Source organism: Algibacter sp. YIN40 (assembly GCF_057219435.1).
In genome coordinates this window covers 803,781-822,215 of record NZ_JBXVVC010000001.1, presented here as the reverse complement: position 1 = coordinate 822,215, position 18,435 = coordinate 803,781, and the positions used below count along the sequence as shown (strand labels likewise).

General features: G+C 34.0%; 16 protein-coding genes and 1 tRNA gene. 13 read left to right on the top strand and 4 right to left on the bottom strand.

Annotated features, from left to right (window positions below; genetic code table 11):
- Positions 1-13 precede the first annotated feature (13 nt).
- The 8 genes from AC2D6V_RS03990 to AC2D6V_RS03955 all read left to right on the top strand — a co-directional run bounded on the left by AC2D6V_RS03990 (position 14) and on the right by AC2D6V_RS03955 (position 11,390).
- On the top strand, positions 14-1,444 hold the full coding sequence (locus AC2D6V_RS03990) for an MFS transporter (protein WP_484646758.1): 1,431 nt from the start codon (positions 14-16) through the stop codon (positions 1,442-1,444).
- A 46-nt stretch (positions 1,445-1,490) separates the two neighbouring features.
- The gene (locus AC2D6V_RS03985; RefSeq protein ID WP_484646757.1) at positions 1,491-2,123 is read left to right on the top strand and encodes a hypothetical protein; all 633 of its coding nucleotides are present in this window, start codon (positions 1,491-1,493) and stop codon (positions 2,121-2,123) included.
- A gap of 91 nt (positions 2,124-2,214) precedes the next feature.
- Positions 2,215-3,126, top strand: a complete 912-nt coding sequence (locus AC2D6V_RS03980) for a glycoside hydrolase family 17 protein (protein ID WP_484646756.1) — start codon at positions 2,215-2,217, stop codon at positions 3,124-3,126.
- Between the two features lie 118 nt (positions 3,127-3,244).
- The gene (locus AC2D6V_RS03975) at positions 3,245-4,669 is read left to right on the top strand and encodes an MFS transporter (RefSeq protein WP_484646755.1); all 1,425 of its coding nucleotides are present in this window, start codon (positions 3,245-3,247) and stop codon (positions 4,667-4,669) included.
- A gap of 33 nt (positions 4,670-4,702) precedes the next feature.
- Positions 4,703-5,632 (top strand): glycoside hydrolase family 17 protein, encoded by a 930-nt coding sequence (locus tag AC2D6V_RS03970; protein ID WP_484646754.1) that lies wholly within the window; start codon positions 4,703-4,705, stop codon positions 5,630-5,632.
- A 335-nt stretch (positions 5,633-5,967) separates the two neighbouring features.
- Positions 5,968-9,270: a VCBS repeat-containing protein gene (locus AC2D6V_RS03965; protein WP_484646753.1), complete on the top strand. Its 3,303-nt coding sequence runs from the start codon at positions 5,968-5,970 to the stop codon at positions 9,268-9,270.
- Positions 9,271-9,618: 348 nt separating this feature from the next.
- Positions 9,619-10,467 carry a T9SS type A sorting domain-containing protein gene (locus tag AC2D6V_RS03960; protein ID WP_484646752.1) on the top strand — a complete coding sequence of 283 codons (849 nt, stop codon included), beginning with the start codon at positions 9,619-9,621 and terminating at the stop codon, positions 10,465-10,467.
- Positions 10,468-10,709: 242 nt separating this feature from the next.
- Complete coding sequence (locus AC2D6V_RS03955) at positions 10,710-11,390, top strand: LysE family translocator (protein WP_484646751.1); 681 nt, start codon at positions 10,710-10,712, stop codon at positions 11,388-11,390.
- A 110-nt stretch (positions 11,391-11,500) separates the two neighbouring features.
- On the opposite strand, the gene AC2D6V_RS03950 is transcribed toward AC2D6V_RS03955, so the two are convergent.
- The 3 genes from AC2D6V_RS03950 to AC2D6V_RS03940 all read right to left on the bottom strand — a co-directional run bounded on the left by AC2D6V_RS03950 (position 11,501) and on the right by AC2D6V_RS03940 (position 12,192).
- A tRNA-Cys gene (locus AC2D6V_RS03950) sits at positions 11,501-11,571 on the bottom strand.
- A 49-nt stretch (positions 11,572-11,620) separates the two neighbouring features.
- Positions 11,621-11,983 (bottom strand): dihydroneopterin aldolase, encoded by a 363-nt coding sequence (folB, locus tag AC2D6V_RS03945; RefSeq protein WP_484646750.1) that lies wholly within the window; start codon positions 11,981-11,983, stop codon positions 11,621-11,623.
- The gene (locus tag AC2D6V_RS03940) at positions 11,983-12,192 is read right to left on the bottom strand and encodes a zinc ribbon domain-containing protein (RefSeq protein ID WP_484646749.1); all 210 of its coding nucleotides are present in this window, start codon (positions 12,190-12,192) and stop codon (positions 11,983-11,985) included. The genes folB and AC2D6V_RS03940 overlap by 1 nt, the downstream gene beginning before the upstream one ends.
- 141 nt (positions 12,193-12,333) lie before the next feature.
- Here AC2D6V_RS03940 and AC2D6V_RS03935 point away from each other — a divergent pair, with 141 nt between their 5' ends.
- From AC2D6V_RS03935 to AC2D6V_RS03920, 4 genes are all read left to right on the top strand, one after another.
- Positions 12,334-14,334 carry a glutamine--tRNA ligase/YqeY domain fusion protein gene (locus tag AC2D6V_RS03935; RefSeq protein WP_484646748.1) on the top strand — a complete coding sequence of 667 codons (2,001 nt, stop codon included), beginning with the start codon at positions 12,334-12,336 and terminating at the stop codon, positions 14,332-14,334.
- An 86-nt stretch (positions 14,335-14,420) separates the two neighbouring features.
- A complete protein-coding gene (locus AC2D6V_RS03930) occupies positions 14,421-14,906 on the top strand; it encodes a DUF1761 domain-containing protein (RefSeq protein WP_484646747.1) in 486 nt (161 codons plus the stop codon).
- A gap of 66 nt (positions 14,907-14,972) precedes the next feature.
- Positions 14,973-16,130, top strand: a complete 1,158-nt coding sequence (locus tag AC2D6V_RS03925) for a GNAT family N-acetyltransferase (protein ID WP_484646746.1) — start codon at positions 14,973-14,975, stop codon at positions 16,128-16,130.
- A 63-nt stretch (positions 16,131-16,193) separates the two neighbouring features.
- A complete protein-coding gene (locus tag AC2D6V_RS03920; protein ID WP_484646745.1) occupies positions 16,194-16,694 on the top strand; it encodes a hypothetical protein in 501 nt (166 codons plus the stop codon).
- Positions 16,695-16,754: 60 nt separating this feature from the next.
- Here the strand turns inward: AC2D6V_RS03920 and AC2D6V_RS03915 are convergent, their stop codons facing one another.
- Positions 16,755-17,675, bottom strand: a complete 921-nt coding sequence (locus AC2D6V_RS03915; RefSeq protein ID WP_484646744.1) for an SPFH domain-containing protein — start codon at positions 17,673-17,675, stop codon at positions 16,755-16,757.
- A 74-nt stretch (positions 17,676-17,749) separates the two neighbouring features.
- Between AC2D6V_RS03915 and AC2D6V_RS03910 the strand changes: the two genes are divergently transcribed.
- A complete protein-coding gene (locus AC2D6V_RS03910; protein WP_484646743.1) occupies positions 17,750-18,433 on the top strand; it encodes a hypothetical protein in 684 nt (227 codons plus the stop codon).
- Positions 18,434-18,435 lie beyond the last annotated feature (2 nt).

Below are 18,435 nucleotides of genomic sequence, written 5' to 3'. Positions count from 1 at the left end.
TAAAAATTAAATTATGCCAAACGTAAAAACAGCCGCAACAAGTAGAGTGCCATTAGGTCAAAAAGCTGCCTTTGGTGCTGGACATTTAGTTTTGAACTTATATCCTGGAGCCTTAGGTTTCTTTATGTTCTTCTTATTAACAGCTTTTGGGATGGATCCATTTCTAGCAGGACTTTTAGGAGGATTGCCTCGATTTTTTGATGCAGTAACCGATCCAATTATGGGGTTTATTTCCGATAACACTAGCTCTAAATGGGGAAGAAGGAGGCCATATATCTTAGTGGGAGGTATTTTAAGTGCCATTACGTTTGTACTTCTATGGCAACTTGATGAAAACAATTCTGCAGATTATAATTTTTGGTACTTCCTAATTATGTCTATGGTTTTTCTCATAGGAAACACCATGTTTGCTACACCTTTGGTTGGCTTAGGCTATGAAATGACTTCTGACTATAACGAGCGAACTCGTTTAATGGCATTTTCACAAACTGTTGGTCTATTAGCTTGGGTAATTGTACCTTGGTTTTGGGTAATTATTGCAGACCCAAATTTTTTTAGTAATCAAGCTGAAGGTGTGAGAACAATGGCTATGTATGTTGGAATAGTTTGTTTGTTCCTTGGCCTTTTGCCGGCTATTTTTTGTAGAGGTATGGACTCTGCCAATATGGACAATAGAAAGAAATTAAGTTTTAAGACTGTATTTAGCAATTTAAAAGATTTATTAGTCAGTATAAAAGAAGCCGTAAAAAACAAGCCTTTTATGAAATTATGTGGTGCTACTTTTTTAATATTTAATGGTTATCAAATTGTGGCGTCTTTTAGTTTTTTCATTTTCGTTTTTTACATTTTTAACGGAAGCTATGAGGCTACGTCTACTTGGCCAGCTTGGTTTAGCTCAATTGGAGCATTAGTCTCAGCATTCTTAGTAATTCCAATCGTATCAAAAATGGCTGAAAAATGGGGAAAAAAGAATGCGTTCATCATTTCAACCGCCCTTTCTATAGTTGGATATGCTATGAAGTGGTGGGCTTTTACTCCTGATAATATTTGGCTTTCTTTTGTTCCAATACCTTTAATGTCATTTGGTTTAGGAAGTTTATTTACTCTGATGATGAGTATGACTGCTGATGTTTGTGATTTGGATGAGCTTGTTAACGGAATGCCAAGGAAAGAGGGTACTTTCGGTGCATTATACTGGTGGGTTGTTAAACTTGGTCAAGGATTAGCTCTAGTTTTAGGTGGTTTAGTATTAAAGTTAATTGGATTCGACGGTAATGCAGCAACGCAAACGGTTGATACAATGACAAAATTAAGAATCGCCGATATAGTTATTCCAGTTGTAACTGCAGGTTTGGCTATTTGGATTATGTGGAAATACGGTCTGTCTGAAGAAAGAGCAAAAGATATTAAAGCGCAATTAGAAGAAAGAAGAGGTGTACTATAACAATGCTAAATTGTAAAGTAAAAGATATAATTAAAAAAATAGTAAAATGTCAGCAAACATAATCATAATAATAGGAGTTGTACTTATATTAATTGCAATCCTTAGTAGCATAAACAGAAGTTCAGGTTCTAGACTTATTAGTACTAAAGTTGGAGTGCCTGCAGGAATAATAGGAGTTTTAATGATGATTTACGCGAGTTATTCATCAGATTTGGTTAAATACAATAGACAAATTGAACAGGTTTCAATTGGAAATAGGCTAAGAATCGAAGGCAAGATAAAATCGACTAAAGTAATTTCTCCTGTAGACAAGGATTCTGTTGATTGTAGAATTTTGACAATGGGTGTTTATCCAGAATCAAATGAAAACGATATTTGGGTACTGATTCGTCCAACAGATGATCGATATTACCCACAATCAGATCATACGAATACTTCATACAAAAGAGACGGCGAATGGCAAGTTGTTACACGTTTTGGTGGAGATAAAGGCGAAGCCTATGATTTGATTATTTATGAAACAGAATCCACCGCTTCAGCATTTTTTAGTTCCACTATAGCAAAATGGAAAGAAGAAGACAACTATCCAGGATTAGAACTTGAAGAATTACCTGCCGGCGCAAAAGAAGTAGATAGAATCAAAATATATACTAGAAAGAATTGTAGAGGGGTGTTTTAGTGATACATTCTGTGAGTTTAAAAAAATTAAATCAAGTACGCGTAACTAATTAGATTGTAAAATAAAGAAATAAACAAATAAAAACAAGAAGATGTCTTATAGAGAAGAATCATATTATAGATCAAAATATAATCAAATAGCAACTAAGGGTATTAACCTTTCAGATTATTCGTTAGAAGAATTAAAAGCGTTATGGCATAAAACCATGAACGATGGTTTTCATGGAATATGCTTTAGTATGTACAAGGATGGGCAATCACCAGGTGATGATATTAGCATGGAACAAGTTGAGCAACGTGTTAAAATAATAAAACCTTATGCAGGTGCAATCCGATCGTTTTCATGTATAGAAGGAAACGAGTATGTGCCAATGATGGCTAAAAAGCATGGTCTTAAAACTTTGGTAGGCGCTTGGCTTAGTAATGATAAAGAAGATAATGAAAGGGAAATAGAAGGCTTAATTGCACTCGCTAAAGCAGGTAATGTAGATGTTGCAGCTGTAGGCAACGAAGTATTGTATCGCAATGATTTGACTTTAGATGAATTAGTCGGTTACATAAATCGTGTAAAAGAAGCTTTAGCCGGATTAGACATTCCCGTAGGCTATGTGGATGCCTACTACGAATTTTCAAGACACCCTATTTTAGTTGAAAGTACAGATGTTGTTTTGGCTAATCTATATCCATACTGGGAAGGCTGTCCAATAGAGTATGCTTTAGGACACATGCAGGCCATGTTTGGCTCTGTTGTAGATGCAGCACAAGGAAAACCTATAATTATTACTGAAACGGGATGGCCAAGTCAAGGCGGTGGTCTAGATGGAGCTGTTGCTGCCGATGATGCCGCTATGAAGTATTTTATAGATACCGTACGTTGGACCAAAGAGAATGAAATACCCCTGTTTTATTTCTCATCATTTGATGAGTCGTGGAAAACGGGAGACGAGGGAGATGTTGGTGCCTATTGGGGATTATGGGATAAGCATGAGAACTTAAAATTTTAAGAGAAAATTTTGAAGTGTATATCTTGACAAGATTTATTATATAAAAATATGAACATATGGCTTAAACGTAATGTTGCCAAATGCATAATATGAAGATTTGATTAACTAATACAAATTAATGGCACTAACAAGGGCAGTATCCAGAAATAAAGTCCACTTTGGGCAAAAAGTAGCTTTTGGTGTTGGCATGCTCGCCAACCAAATGTTTCCTGCTATTCTTGGTATTTTTATGGTAGTGTTAGTACAAGACCTTGGTTTTCCTGGTTGGATGTGGTCTCTTATTTATTTTTTTCCAAGAATACTCGACGCCATTACAGATCCCATAATGGGTTATATTTCGGATAATACAAAATCAAAATGGGGTCGGAGAAGACAATATGTTTTTTTTGGCGCAATAATGATGGGTATTGCCTACATATTCATGTGGCAACTTTTTAAAGAAAATTCCTTACAATTTAATTTCTGGTATTTCTTTTTGTGGTCTGTTGTCTTTTATTTAGGCCTTACGTTATTTAGTGTGCCATATGTAGCTATGGGTTATGAAATGAGCGATGATTTTCATGAACGCACTAATATTATGGCTATAGCTCAGTGGATTGGCCAATGGGCTTGGGTAATAGCACCATTATTTTGGATTATCATGTATGACCCAGAATGGTTTCCTTCCGCAGAAGTAGCTGTGAGACAGTTGGCAGTATGGGTTGCGATACCCTGTGCCATTTGCGCTATGGTTCCTGCAATATTCATAAAGAGTAAATCCACCTTAAATGAAGACTATAAGCCGTTAAATATGGCAAATGTAGGCAGCAGTTTGAAAAACATATATATTAGTTTTATCGAAGCATTTAAGATTAAGGAATTCAGGAAATTATGCGCTGCAACATTTTTAGTGTTTAATGCTTTTAATACAGTTGCGGCACTTACTTTTTTTGTTATAGTATATAAATTATTTAATGGAGATACAGCTGCTAGCGGTATCTGGGTTTCGTTATTTGGTTGTTTGGGAGCATTAGGGACGACGTTTATCGTTATACCAATAGTAACTTGGATGTCTAAGGCTGTTGGAAAGAAAAATGCTTTTTTAATATCTCAAGGAATTTCGGTTATAGGATATATTATGCTGTGGTTCCTATTTGTGCCGGGTAAACCGTGGTTGTATATTATCGCGTTACCATTTTTTTCTTTCGGTATCGGGAGCTTATTTACAATAATGATGTCAATGACTGCAGATGTGATTGACATTGATGAATTAAAGTCCGGTTTGCGCAGAGAAGGTATTTTTGGCGCTATTTATTGGTGGATGGTTAAAGTTGGCTTTGCAATTGCAGGAGGATTAAGCGGCGTTATTATTGCTTTTGTTGGGTTTAACCCAGAGCTTGTTACTACAGAACAACAATCGGCTGTCGATGGGCTACACGCTTTCTTTTGTTTTTTCCCTATGGCAGGTACTCTAGTTGCTATGTATATTATGCGAGATTATGATGTTACAGAAGAAAAGGCAAACCAAATTCGAGCACAGCTTGATAAAAGAAAAAAACAATAGAAATTATAATATATAGAGTAAACAAGAAGTATAATGTCGTTTAGAAGGGATAAAATATTAGCGCTTTCTGGGTTGAATCTGGACAATAAGACGAAAAAGGGATTACAAAATATTTATAAACGCATGCTTAAAAGTGGCATGCACGGTTTATGTTTTAGCCCTTATCAAGAAGGTCAGGAACCAGGAGATCAATTAACAGAAAAACAGATAAAACGCAGATTAAAAATTATTCAACCTTATACAAAATGGGTTCGATCATTTTCATGTACAGATGGTAATGAATTAATTCCTGTTATTGCTAAGGAAATGGGAATGAAAACTTTAGTAGGTGCTTGGTTGGGAGACGATGCTGAAATTAATAAAAGAGAGGTGGAGGGCTTAATAAAATTAGCTAACGAAGGTCATGTTGATGTAGCAGCTGTTGGAAATGAAGTCATGTACAGAGGCGACCTTACTGAAGATGAATTGCTTGGATTTATGCGTCATGTTAAAGAGGAATTGCCATCTAATGTACCCATGGGCTATGTAGATGCTTACTATGAATTTGTGCACAGGCCTAAAATAACTGAAGCATGTGATGTTATATTGGCAAACTGCTATCCCTATTGGGAAGGATGCAGTATTGAGTATTCTTTAATTTACATGAAGGATATGTATAATCAGGCGGTAAAGGCAGGAATGGGTAAAAAGGTAATAATTACTGAAACAGGATGGCCTAGTGATGGTGAAGGCTTAAATGGGGCGCTTCCCTCCTATCAGAATGCAATCAAATATTTCATCAACTCACAACATTGGTCACAAGAAGATGATATCGACATCTTTTACTTTTCTTCATTTGACGAATCATGGAAAGTCGGTGCCGAAGGAGATGTTGGTGCATACTGGGGTTTATGGGATATGAATGAAAAGCCAAAGTTTTACTCGAATCCACTAAAATTTAAGAAGAACAAATTATTCATGTAAAACGCAATAATCAAATTCCGTTTATGTCGTATGCTCTGATTTTTTTGATACTTTTAGTATTATAAATTTTTATACAAAATTTTCTGCTTTCAATTAAAATACAACGAATGAAATGAAGGTAAATTCCATGTATTCTAAAATTAGTGTACTCAAAATTATATTGTTCACTTCTTGCGAATGACGAATACAAGTCCTTAAGTATCTAACAAACGTAGAATAGCGGACAGAAAATAATTATAACAAATAATAATTCTGCTCAAACAATATTTTTTAATAACCATTAAAACCTTCTTACAGTTTTTTATTATATTGAAAACGTGTAAGTTTTTGCAATTATGAAAATAAATATTTCTTTTTTTGGACTGTTACTAGCTGTGTTTTACTTGATGAGTTCTTGCCAAGATTCTAATCGCCCATTGTCAAAAGGGCTCTTAGCAGGCGGTTTTGAATTATTACCACCAGAGCAAACAGGTATTGATTTTAGTAATACAATGACCGAATCAAAAACATTCAATCATTATTTTTATAGTCAAATGTATGTGGGTTCTGGGGTGGCAATAGGAGACATAAATAACGATGGTTTATCGGATGTGTTTTTTGGAGGTAATCAAGTTTCAGATAGACTATATCTCAATAAAGGAAATTTTCAATTCGATGATATTACAAAAAAATCTCGCGTTGCTATACATGATGGATGGACTTGGGGTGTAACAATGGCAGATGTTAATGCGGATGGATACCTTGATATTTACGTGAGCAGAAATGGGAATTCTTTAAATCTTGAAGACCGAAGAAACCAGCTATATATAAATAATCAAGATTTAACGTTTACCGAATCTGCTTTGAAATATGGATTAGCAGATGTTGGTTTTTCTACCCAAGCTGTGTTTTTCGATATGGATAACGACGGTGATTTGGATATGTATCAGGTGAATCAGCCAGCTGACAAAAAATTATTTTTAATTAATAATATTCCAGCAGATCGCTATAAATTTTATATGGATAGAATATATAGAAATGAAAATGGACGATTTATAGATGTTTCAAATGAAGTTGGTATTTCAAGAAATTTAGCCTATGGTTTAAGCGTAAATGCTTCTGATTTTAATAATGACGGATGGATAGATTTATATGTAGCTAATGATTATGCTGAACCGGATTTTATGTACTTAAATAATGGTGATGGTACTTATAGAAATGTAATAAACGAACAACTAAAACATATAACGAATTTGAGTATGGGTTCAGATACTGGAGACGTTAATAATGATGGTTTAATAGATTTAATTACTACCGATATGACGCCAGAAGATCATTACCGTTCTAAAACCAATATGGCTTCTATGAGCACAGAATCATTTAATACATTAGTAGAAGCTGGTGCCCATTACCAATATATGGCAAATGCCTTACAAATAAACACTGGGGAAGGTAGTTTTTCTGATATAGCTAACATGGCAGGGATTTCAAATACCGATTGGAGTTGGGCGAGCTTGTTAGTAGATTTGGATAATGATGGCTGGAAAGATATTATAGTATCAAACGGGATTAAAAAGGATGTAGACAATAATGACTATTTGGCAATTTTACAGAATCTTAATCCAAAAAAAACAACAGCTGAAGAGTTATTTCGCATAAGTCAAGAAGCGCCATCTCAAGCTATTTCTAATTATGCATTTAGAAATACGGGTGGTTTACAGTTTGAAAAGGTAACAGAAGATTGGGGTTTTAATACTCTAAGTTTTTCAAGCGGCATGGCTTATGGTGATTTGGACAATGACGGCGATTTAGACGTGATAACGAATAATATGGATGCCCCTGCATTTATTTACAAAAATAATGCTACTGGTAATTTCTTAAAAATTAGCTTGGAGGGGTCAGATAATAATACCTTTGGCTATGGTGCAAAAGCCATTATTTATTATAATGGTAAAGTACAAGTTGCAGAAAGTAGTGTAACGCGAGGCTTTATATCTTCTGTAGAACCAGGTTTGTTTTTTGGACTAGGTAATGATATTGAAGTTGATAAGGTTGAAGTGATTTGGCATGATGGAAAAGTGAATACCTTTAAAAATATAGAAGCGAATAAAACTATTGTTGCTAAATATAATAATGCAAGTTCAATATCGTCAAAAACAGAAGATATAAAAACAGTAATAACAAAAGTAAAGTCAGAAAGTATTGGGCTTGATTTTGTTCATAAAGAGAATGAATATAACGATTTTAAAGAGGAAATCCTTTTGCCTCATAAACTATCAATTAATGGGCCATTCTCTGTTGCAGAAGATGTTAATAATGATGGATTTGATGATTTATTTGTAGGGGGTGCTGCTAGTCAATCAGGAGTTTTATATATACAAACAAGCGCAGGGGGTTTTATAAAGAGCGAGTCTCAACCTTGGGCCTTAGATAAAGCATCTGAAGATTTGGGTTCTTTATTTTTTGACGCAGACGGTGATAATGATATTGATCTTTATGTGACTAGTGGTGGGAATGAATTTAAGAGTGGTAATCCTGTACTAAAAGATAGACTTTATTTAAACAATGGATCTGGAGTTTTTGAAAAAAGCAATAAAGCCATTCCTAATATTTATGAAAGTACACAAACCGTGAAAGCATCAGATATAGATAATGATGGCGATTTAGATTTATTTATTGGTAATAGACTAATTTCAGGCCAATATCCTTTTCCAGCAAGTAGTTATTTATTATTTAATGAAAATGGAGTTTTTAAAAGGGCTCAAGAAAGTATAGCACCAGACTTAGTAAATATTGGCATGGTAACAGACGCTGTTTTTACGGATATTGATTTGGATAATGATGAAGACCTAATTGTTGTAGGAGAATGGATGAATATTACGATTCTACTAAATGATAGTGGGAAGTTTATTAACAAGACCAAGGACTATGGCTTAGAAAAAACAAGGGGTATGTGGTGGTCTATTACTGGTAGTGATATAGATAATGATGGAGATGACGACTATATTATTGGAAACCTGGGTAAAAACAATAAATTCAAGGCGTCTGAAGAGCATCCATTTAAGGTATATGCTAATGATTTTGATAATAATGGAACTAACGATGTTGTATTGGCTAAATTTTATAAAGACGATTATGTGCCGTTAAGAGGAAGAGAGTGTACCAGCCAGCAAATGCCTTACGTAGCTGAAAAATTTAAGGACTACCATAGTTTTGCATCTTCTAAATTACTGGATATTTTACCAGAGGATACGTTAGGGGGTGCCGTGGTATATGAGATAACTAATTTTGAAAGCATTATTTTAATAAATGAGAATGGAAAATTAATACCCAAACCGTTACCAATTGAGGCCCAAATTAGCCCTATTAAGTCATCTTTAGTGAATGATTTTAATGGTGATGGCTTCAAAGACATTTTAATTGTTGGTAATCATTATGGCGTAGAAGTTGAAACTACACGATACGATGCAGGCTATGGCGCATTACTTTTAGGCGATGGAGAGAACAATTTTGAATTTTTACCCCCTAAGGAAAGCGGTTTTTATACACCACACGATAGTAGATTTATTTCAGTAATTAAGCAAAGCAGCAATAATTATCTAGTTGTAGTAACAAACAATAATACAACATTTGATGTTTTCAGGACAAATAGTAATTAGATGGTTTTAACCGTTATCTTACTAGCAAATAGCCTTTTAAGCGTGTTTTTTTAGTTTAAACCCATAAAAACTTACACACATTTCTTTTTTTACCACAACATTACCACAACATTTATGTATTTGTTTAATTTTTGATTTCTTGCTTAGTTAACAATAGTTTACAACAAGGCCTAATTTTAATCGATTAAATGCGTATTTCTATCGATAAAACGAAATATATTTCGAAATATGAAAATAAATTTAATTTTTTTTGCTATGTATAATGTTTGTAGTGCTAAAAATTAGAGATAGTGCAAGAATATTTGTAATTTGTTACGAAATGTTATAACTAAAATAAAACTTAAATTTATGAAAAAAATTACTTTTCTATTTATCCTTTTAGCTGTGTCTTTAGGATATTCACAAGTTGTCATTGACGATTTTGAAACGGATGTTACTGGTGACTTAGTATGGGATAATGGTGGTGAAGGGAATACCGCTAGTGGCGGAACAATCCTCTGGAAACCTAACCCAGATAATACTGGCATTAACACTTCAAATAACGCCATAGAATTAATCACTGACGTGGCTGGACAGCCATGGCAAAGTCACCAACTACTTAATCGTTCAATAGACTTAACGGAAGGCAATAAAACGCTTCAAATTGATGTGTTTTCTACACCTAGTACACCTATTCTTGTTAAGGTTGTTGATGGTGCAGGTGGCGCTGCTACAGAATCAGCCACTGATGCTGTGCATCCAGGAGGAGGTTGGGCAACTCTTAATTTTGATTTTACTCAAAATAAAGACGGCAGCGCAGTAGCCTCAGATACTTACACTAGAGTTTTATTTTTTCTTCCTTGGAATAGTACCGGTGCTTGTAATGTTGGATGTTTTGATGGAGGAGCAAATAGTTCTCCCGATATAACCATTTGGGTAGATAATATAGTAAATTTGGCTGTATTAGGAACAGATGATTTCGCATTAACATCATTCAAAGCCTATCCAAACCCAACCCAAGATAGTTGGACGGTTAAGACACAAAGCGCTAGCATATCTTCAATTAGAGTTTTCGATGTATTGGGTAAAAATGTCCTATCATTATCACCTAACAGAAACGAAGCAACCATTGATGGAACAAGTTTAAATAAAGGTTTATATTTTGCCCAAATTAAAACAGCATCTGGTATAAGTAGTTTAAAACTTATTAAGCAGTAACACTGTTTAGTTTAGTTGTTTGCAAAAGGCGCTTTTATTATAAAAGTGCCTTTTTTTATTAGTGAAACTCTGTTTTAAAAAGTTGCAAAGCAACAAGTTTAAAATAGTTATTTGAACTAATCCCACTTTTATAGAGGGATCTCAGGTCAAATACTTCGAGGCTTGCTCCGAGGTTTTTTACTTTATAAAGACTCTCTCCTAATTAAAATATTTCTTTACTTTGTGAAAAGCATCACAAATTTATGTTTGACGATATTTTAACAGCCATTCCTTTTGGTATTATTCTAGCATTCACAATAGGTCCAGTCTTTTTTGTGCTTTTAGAAACCAGTGCTACTAAAGGCTTTAGAAGTGCTATAATATTCGATCTGGGTGTTATTCTGGCAGATATTATCTTCATTATTATTGCGTTTTATAGTACCAATAACCTTAGGGGTAAAATTGGTGACGACCCTAGTTTTTTAATTTTTGGTGGTGTTTTGCTAATGGTATATGGCGTTATTTCATTTATAAAAACTTCAAAATCGTTTCGAGCCATTGTAAAAGAATACCATAAGGTAGAAATACAAAAGGACTATGGGAAACTATTTATAAAAGGCTTTCTACTCAATTTTATAAATATTGGTGTTTTGTTAGGTTGGTTAGGTTTTATGGTTCTTGGAGACTCGCTTACAACTTCAAAAAATGGTGACATCATATTTATAGTTGCTATGTTGGCAGCTTATTTTGTTACAGATTTATTCAAAATACTAGCTGCAAAAAAGCTTAAAGCACAATTAACCCCTAGGCTTATATTTAAAACAAAAAAAGTAATTGCTATGGTAATACTTGGTTTTGGTGTCCTACTGTTTGTGCAAGGGCTATTTCCAGAGGCTTATGAAAAGAATAAGGAAAAATTAGAACAAATAACTCCAATTAAATAACGGCTTCAGATTGTGTTAAAACACACTAATAATATATTACAGAGACTTTCCTCCTTTTTTACATAAAATTACAACAAAAAAAACCCTCAAGAAAACTTGAAGGTTTTAAGAGGCGTCAAGCGGATTCGAACCGCTGTAGAAGGTTTTGCAGACCTCTGCCTAGCCACTCGGCCATGACGCCATTATTTTGTGCAAATGTAAAAAAAAATAACACTTTTTAAGCCTTAAAACTATTTTTTACGCTTATCACTCATTTTTATAGTTACACGTTCTACATCACCACCAATAGGCGGGTTTAATTTACTAACATAAACAGTAGCTTTTGTAACTAAATCATCTTCATTAAAAACTCTATCAAGTATACGCCTGCAAACTGTCTCGAGGAGTTTAGATGCGATGCTCATTTCCTCGGTTATAATTCGATTAAGAAAAACATAATCAACAGTATCCCCTAACCTATCACTTTTAGCTGACTTTTGTAAGTTCGCTTTCACCTTTAAATCAACACGGTAATCGCTCCCTATTTTGGTTTCTTCTTTTAAGCAGCCATGATAAGCAAATACGCGAATATTTTTAACTTTAATTGTTCCCATTATCCTGTAAAGAAATCAAAAATATTGCTAATAGCGCTAGTTTTTGTTTTATAAAATTCGGTATAAGTACATCTTAAACAAGTTACCGAAGTAAATTTTTTATTTTGAACATCGAATATCTTAGAAAGCGTACCGCCTGTTGCACGCATTTCACCTATGTCACATGTTGTATTAGCACATTTAGGGCAAACATATTTTATTTTTTGCATGTTATATATATTTAAAGATTTGTAACTTTTAATTTATAAGTCATTATCAATTATTATTTGTTACGCTTATTCAAGTAATTAGGATAAAATAAATGGAATTTCCGTAATTTTGAGACTTATTTTGATGAAATAAAGAATAGCATGTCTGAAGATAGAAAATCATTAAATTTTATTGAACATATTATAGAAGAAGATTTGGCAAACGGAATGTCTAAAAACGAATTACGTTTTAGATTTCCGCCAGAGCCAAACGGGTACTTGCATATAGGGCATACAAAAGCTATCGGAATTAGTTTTGGTTTAGGTGAATACTATAATGCTCCTGTAAATCTTAGATTTGATGACACCAACCCAGCAAAGGAAGAACAAGAATATGTTGATGCTATAAAACGTGATATTGCTTGGTTAGGATATAAATGGGATAAAGAGCTGTTTTCTTCAGATTATTTTCAACAGTTGTATGATTGGGCGATTCAGCTTATAAAAGAAGGAAAGGCTTATGTTGACTCACAGGCAAGTGAGGCTATGGCTATACAAAAAGGAACACCAACCCAACCAGGGGTTGATGGACCATTTAGAAACAGAAGTGTTGCTGAAAATTTAGATTTATTTGAACGCATGAAGCAGGGGGAGTTTGACGAAGGAGAACATATTCTACGCGCTAAAATTGATATGCAACACACCAATATGTTGATGCGAGATCCTATTATGTATCGTGTTTTAAAGAAGCGCCATCATAGAACAGGAAACGACTGGTGCATTTATCCTATGTACGATTGGACACACGGCGAAAGCGATTATATTGAGCAAATCTCACATTCGCTTTGTTCTTTAGAATTTAAACCTCATAGAGAGCTATATAATTGGTTTTTAGACCAAGTTATTGATCCAATTCTGCTTAGACCTAAGCAACGTGAATTTGCGCGCTTAAATTTAAGCTATACGATTATGAGTAAGCGTAAGTTGTTAAAACTTGTAGAAGATGGTATTGTTACTGGGTGGGACGACCCGAGAATGCCAACAATTTCTGGCTTAAGACGCAGAGGCTATACACCGACAGCAATTAGAAAGTTTGTTGAAACCGTTGGTGTTGCGAAAAGAGATAACGTAATAGATGTATCGCTTTTAGAATTTTGTATTCGTGAAGATTTAAATAAAACGGCGCCACGTGTTATGGCGGTTTTAAATCCAGTAAAATTGGTTATCACTAATTATCCAGAGGGCAAAGAAGAATGGTTAGAAGCTGAAAATAATCAGGAAGATACAAGCGCAGGATTTAGAAAAGTACCTTTCTCACGCGAGTTATATATTGAAAAGGAAGATTTTAAAGAGGAAGCTGGTAATAAGTTTTTTAGGCTGAAATTAGGAGGAGAGGTAAGGTTGAAAAACGCGTATATTATAAAAGCTGAAAGCGTTGTAAAGGATAAAAAAGGAGAAGTAAAGGAAGTTCACTGTACCTATTCTGAAGATACCTCAAGACGAGTAAAAGGGACTTTGCATTGGGTGTCAATTAAGCATGCCATAAAAGCTGAAGTTAGAGAATATGATAGATTGTTTATGGATGAAGCTCCTGATAGCCATCAAGACAAGGACTTTATGGATTTTATTAATCCGAATTCCTTAAAAATTATTGAAGCATTTGTAGAACCTAGTTTACAGAATGCTAAAGCTGGCGAAAGGTTTCAGTTTCAACGTTTAGGATATTTTAATATGGATAATGATTCATCTTCTGATAAATTAGTGTTCAATAAAACAGTTGGACTTAGAGATTCATGGGCTAAGGTTAAACCAAAACAACAGCCAAACCATAATAATAATCAACAAAAACACCACCAACAAACACAAAGAAAGGCTATTGATATCATTCAGAAGTTAGGTAAGAAATACACAAACTTACCTGAGGCAAAACAACAAAAAGTAAAAACTGAAATACAAGAACTTGCAAAAGATGTAAGTTATAATGAGTTAGAGCCTTTATTTAATACGGCTGTAAAAAAGGTTGGAACGCGTATTGCTGTGGCGCTTACATTAAATGTATTGTTGCAAAACGGACAACCGAAAAACGATGAAATTAATGCGTTTATAAATAAAGCCTTACAGGATAAAAACGAATTGTTGGTTGCTGAGGTTAGCGTTATTTAGCCAGTATAGAACCCTTTAATAATGTTAAAAAAACAACCGCTGTTTGTATTTTAGTTATATTTAACTTCTAACTAAAACTATTTATTATGGAATTTTTAAACCCGCTTGCAATGTTAGTTGCAGCAATTTCAGCATTAGTTGTTGGCTTCATTTGGTACAATCCTAAAGTTTTTGGAAATGCTTGGATGCATGCCGCAGGCATGACCGATGAGCAAGTAAAAGGAGGTAATATGGCTAAGATTTTTGGATTAGCGCTACTTTTTGCTTTTTTATTAGCAACCGCACTTCCAGGAATTGTTATTCATCAAATGGGTGTATTTAGCCTTGTAGGTGGAGACCCTTCAGTAGCCTTACCGTCTTATGAAACCCTTATGGCAGATTACGGAGAAGCTTTTAGAACTTTTAAACACGGGGCACTCCATGGTGTTTTAACAGGTGTATTTATAGCATTGCCAATTATTGGCACAAATGCGTTGTTTGAACGTAAAGGCGCTAAGTATATATTTATAAATGCAGGTTATTGGATAGTGACTCTTGGAGTAATGGGTGCTATAATTTGTGGATGGAAATAAACTTTTTGTAAACTTTTAACTTATTCAGAGACTGAGAAATGTAATTTTCAGTCTTTTCTTTTTCTATTGATAGATTATAAAATATATAGCACGGTTAAGAACCTTCCAGTTTCATGGGATGGACTTTCCACTAAGGACATTTTTTTAAAAACCAACTTTTTAGGAGGCTTAGAAGAATCGGCTCCTAAGAACATTTCGTCATACTACATTGGTGTTTTTAAGTGGAATGAACTAGTTGGTGTAGCAATTATTCAACGAGTTGAAATGTATGCCGACGATATATTTAGAAAAAGCTCAAATAATAAGTTAAAACAATTAGCTAAGCAGTTGGTTTCAAAAATCGTAAAAGGAAACGCCTTAGTAATTGGGAATTTAATGCATACTGGACAGCATGGTTTTTATTTCGAATTAGAAAAATTAAGTCAAGACGAGTTTTTAAATACACTTGAAAAGGCCATTCAAGAGTTAACCTTGCAAATTAGAACTAGGTTTAAGAAGAAAATAAGGATTGTAGCTTTTAAGGACTATTTTGTAGATGATAATATTCACAAAAGCTACCAGTTTTTCAAGGACAACGGTCTTTATAAAGCTCAGGTCCAGCCCAATATGTTATTATCAATTAACAAGGAGTGGAAGCGTCCAGAGGATTATATTATGGCCTTCAATAAAAAATATAAGAGACGTTATAAAACGGCTAGAAAGAAGTTTGCTAACCTTGAAAGAAGAGAATTAGATGCGGAATATATAGAAACACATTCTAAAGGTATTTTTGAGTTATATGAGACTGTTTCAGACAATGCAAAGGTGAATTCTTTTAAACTTCAAAAACATCATTTTAGGTGCCTTAAAAGCCAATTAAAAGAGGATTTTAGGGTTTTTGGATACTTTTTAAATGAACAACTTGTGGGGTTTTATACGTTAATCCTTAATAATGATATTTTAGAAACTTATTTTTTGGGCTATAATAAAGAATTGCAAAGCCAGCATCAAATGTATTTAAACATGATATTTGATATGGCGTTTTTTGGAATTGAGAACAAGTTTGAATCTATTGTTTTTGCCAGAACTGCTATGGAGATTAAAAGCTCTATTGGTGCCAAACCAAAAACAATGCATGTTTATCTGAAACACACTAATAATTTTATAGCAAACACTATTTTAAGATGCATAGTCAAGTACATGAACCCCATTCAAAAGTGGGAGGAGAGACATCCTTTTAGTTGATTTTGGCTTAGTGTGTTGTTAGATTATTAGTTTTTATCGACTTAATATTAGAAACCAAACACTATGAAGAAGTTATTATTCCTTTTGTTGATTCTACCTCAAGTCTACTTTTCGCAGGAAATGACTAATGAAAAATTAGAAGCCATATACGCAACGATTAGTGATTCTATACAAGGAAATCTTGGTGCATGGCAATTTTATATACAAGAAATTCCTATGATGTCTATAACTGATGCTAATCACAATAGAATGCGTATAATTTCTCCCATTACAGATTCTAATAGCGTAAACGACGAATTACTTAAAGCTGCTCTAGTTGCTAACTTTCATACGGCATTAGATGTTAAATACGCTGTTTCCGATGGCGTATTATGGTCTGTTTTTATACATCCTTTAAAGGAATTGTCTGAAGATCAAGTAAAAGAGGCGGTGAGTCAAGTGTACTATGCAAATATTAATTTTGGGTCTACTTTTGCTAGTACATCTATATCTTTTCCAGGAAGTATAAACAGCGAAGTAGAGGAGGAACCAAAAAAAAAGAAACCCAATTTCAAGAAGTTATAGAACTAAAAAAGAAACCCCAATATGGTTATATTGAGGTTTATTATTTTAAGATAAGGGGCTTTACTCTTTATTCTTTTTCGAATTTTTCATGGCTTCACCTATTTGGTTACTAGCAGTAAAACTAGCCACCATATCGTTTAGCATTTGGCTACCTGCTTGTGGCGAATTAGGTAATAAAATAAGATTGCTATTAGTTTCTTGTCCAATTGACTGTAAAGTGTCGTAATGTTGCGTTACAACAATAAGAGCAGAAGCTTCTTGAGAGTTGATACCAACTTTGTTTAAAACCTCAACAGATTCTTCTAATCCACGAGCAATTTCGCGACGTTGATCTGCAATACCCTGACCTTGTAAACGCTTACTTTCGGCTTCAGCTTTAGCTTTTTCAACTATTAAAATCCTTGCTGCATCACCTTCAAATTGCGCTGCAATTTTTTCACGTTCAGAAGCATTAATGCGGTTCATCGCTTCTTTTACTTGCGCGTCTGGGTCGATATCAGTTACAAGCGTTTTAATAATATCAAATCCATAGTCAGACATCGCGTCATTAAGTTCGGCTTTTACTGCTAAGGCAATATCATCTTTTTTAACAAAGACATCATCTAGCTTCATTTTTGGCACTTCAGCTCTTACAACGTCAAAAACATAAGAAGTAATTTGATCATGCGGATAATCTAGTTTATAAAAAGCATCATACACTTTGTCGCGAATTACTTTATACTGTACAGACACTTTAAGACGAACAAATACGTCATCTAAAGTCTTTGTTTCTATAATAACATCTAATTGCTGGATTTTTAAACTTAATCTGCCTGAAACTTTATCAACTAAAGGAATCTTTAATTGCAAACCTGAGTGGCGGATGCTTTGAAACTTACCAAATCGCTCAATAATAGCAGCACTCTGTTGTTTTACGATAAAGAAAGAGGAGATTAAAATAATTAATCCAATGAAAATAAAGGGAAAAAATAAGTAGTTCATGGTATTTGTTTAAAAATGTTAGAAAAATTAAGATACAAAATTTATATTATATTTGGCGGCATATAACCTTAACTATGAAAATTAATAGCCTCTTTTTATTAGTAGCAATTACTACATGTTTTGTTACAACAAGTTTTGCACAACCCAGAAATTATGACATCACAAATGGCATTGGGATTTTTGGTGGAATTACCAAATTGGATATTGAAACTGATAATTTTATAACCGAGCAAGGTGATGGTTTTTTATTCGGAATGTCGGCCACAGTAGATTTACCTCATAGATGGTACAACATGAGTTACGGTATGCAATTATCGGAGAATTATATTAATATTTCTGGAAGACCAGATATTGTTAGTACACAAGAAGAATTTATAGAATATAAAATGTTCGCTGCACAATTGGCTTTATTAGGCCATGTAAAGCTTATAGGCAGCTATTTAACTATTGATGTTGGTCCCATGTTGCAATATAACGGGAAGTTTGAATTAGAAAACGACAACCAAGAGGGGTATTACATAAATAATTACGACAATTTACAAGCCAATGATATTTTAGAGATTTCTAGGTTTAATTTTAATGGCTTAATAGGGGCGTCGGTTGGTTATAAGTTCATCCGATTGAAGGCACAATATATTTATGGTTTCACCAATATTTTGAGAAAATTAGAGAGCCAAACATTAGATACTACGGGTGGAGACGAACGATTTGAAGGAAATCAATCCATGTTAGTATTTGGAGCTATGATTTCTTTCTAAAC

Bases quoted from the DNA above. Each gene is read 5' to 3' on its own strand.
- AC2D6V_RS03990 (WP_484646758.1), top strand. From the start codon at position 14: ATGCCAAACGTAAAAACAGCCGCAACAAGTAGAGTGCCATTAGGTCAA.
- AC2D6V_RS03985 (WP_484646757.1), top strand. From the start codon at position 1,491: ATGTCAGCAAACATAATCATAATAATAGGAGTTGTACTTATATTAATT.
- AC2D6V_RS03980 (WP_484646756.1), top strand. From the start codon at position 2,215: ATGTCTTATAGAGAAGAATCATATTATAGATCAAAATATAATCAAATA.
- AC2D6V_RS03975 (WP_484646755.1), top strand. From the start codon at position 3,245: ATGGCACTAACAAGGGCAGTATCCAGAAATAAAGTCCACTTTGGGCAA.
- AC2D6V_RS03970 (WP_484646754.1), top strand. From the start codon at position 4,703: ATGTCGTTTAGAAGGGATAAAATATTAGCGCTTTCTGGGTTGAATCTG.
- AC2D6V_RS03965 (WP_484646753.1), top strand. From the start codon at position 5,968: ATGAAAATAAATATTTCTTTTTTTGGACTGTTACTAGCTGTGTTTTAC.
- AC2D6V_RS03960 (WP_484646752.1), top strand. From the start codon at position 9,619: ATGAAAAAAATTACTTTTCTATTTATCCTTTTAGCTGTGTCTTTAGGA.
- AC2D6V_RS03955 (WP_484646751.1), top strand. From the start codon at position 10,710: ATGTTTGACGATATTTTAACAGCCATTCCTTTTGGTATTATTCTAGCA.
- folB (WP_484646750.1), bottom strand. From the start codon at position 11,983: ATGGGAACAATTAAAGTTAAAAATATTCGCGTATTTGCTTATCATGGC.
- AC2D6V_RS03940 (WP_484646749.1), bottom strand. From the start codon at position 12,192: ATGCAAAAAATAAAATATGTTTGCCCTAAATGTGCTAATACAACATGT.
- AC2D6V_RS03935 (WP_484646748.1), top strand. From the start codon at position 12,334: ATGTCTGAAGATAGAAAATCATTAAATTTTATTGAACATATTATAGAA.
- AC2D6V_RS03930 (WP_484646747.1), top strand. From the start codon at position 14,421: ATGGAATTTTTAAACCCGCTTGCAATGTTAGTTGCAGCAATTTCAGCA.
- AC2D6V_RS03920 (WP_484646745.1), top strand. From the start codon at position 16,194: ATGAAGAAGTTATTATTCCTTTTGTTGATTCTACCTCAAGTCTACTTT.
- AC2D6V_RS03915 (WP_484646744.1), bottom strand. From the start codon at position 17,675: ATGAACTACTTATTTTTTCCCTTTATTTTCATTGGATTAATTATTTTA.
- AC2D6V_RS03910 (WP_484646743.1), top strand. From the start codon at position 17,750: ATGAAAATTAATAGCCTCTTTTTATTAGTAGCAATTACTACATGTTTT.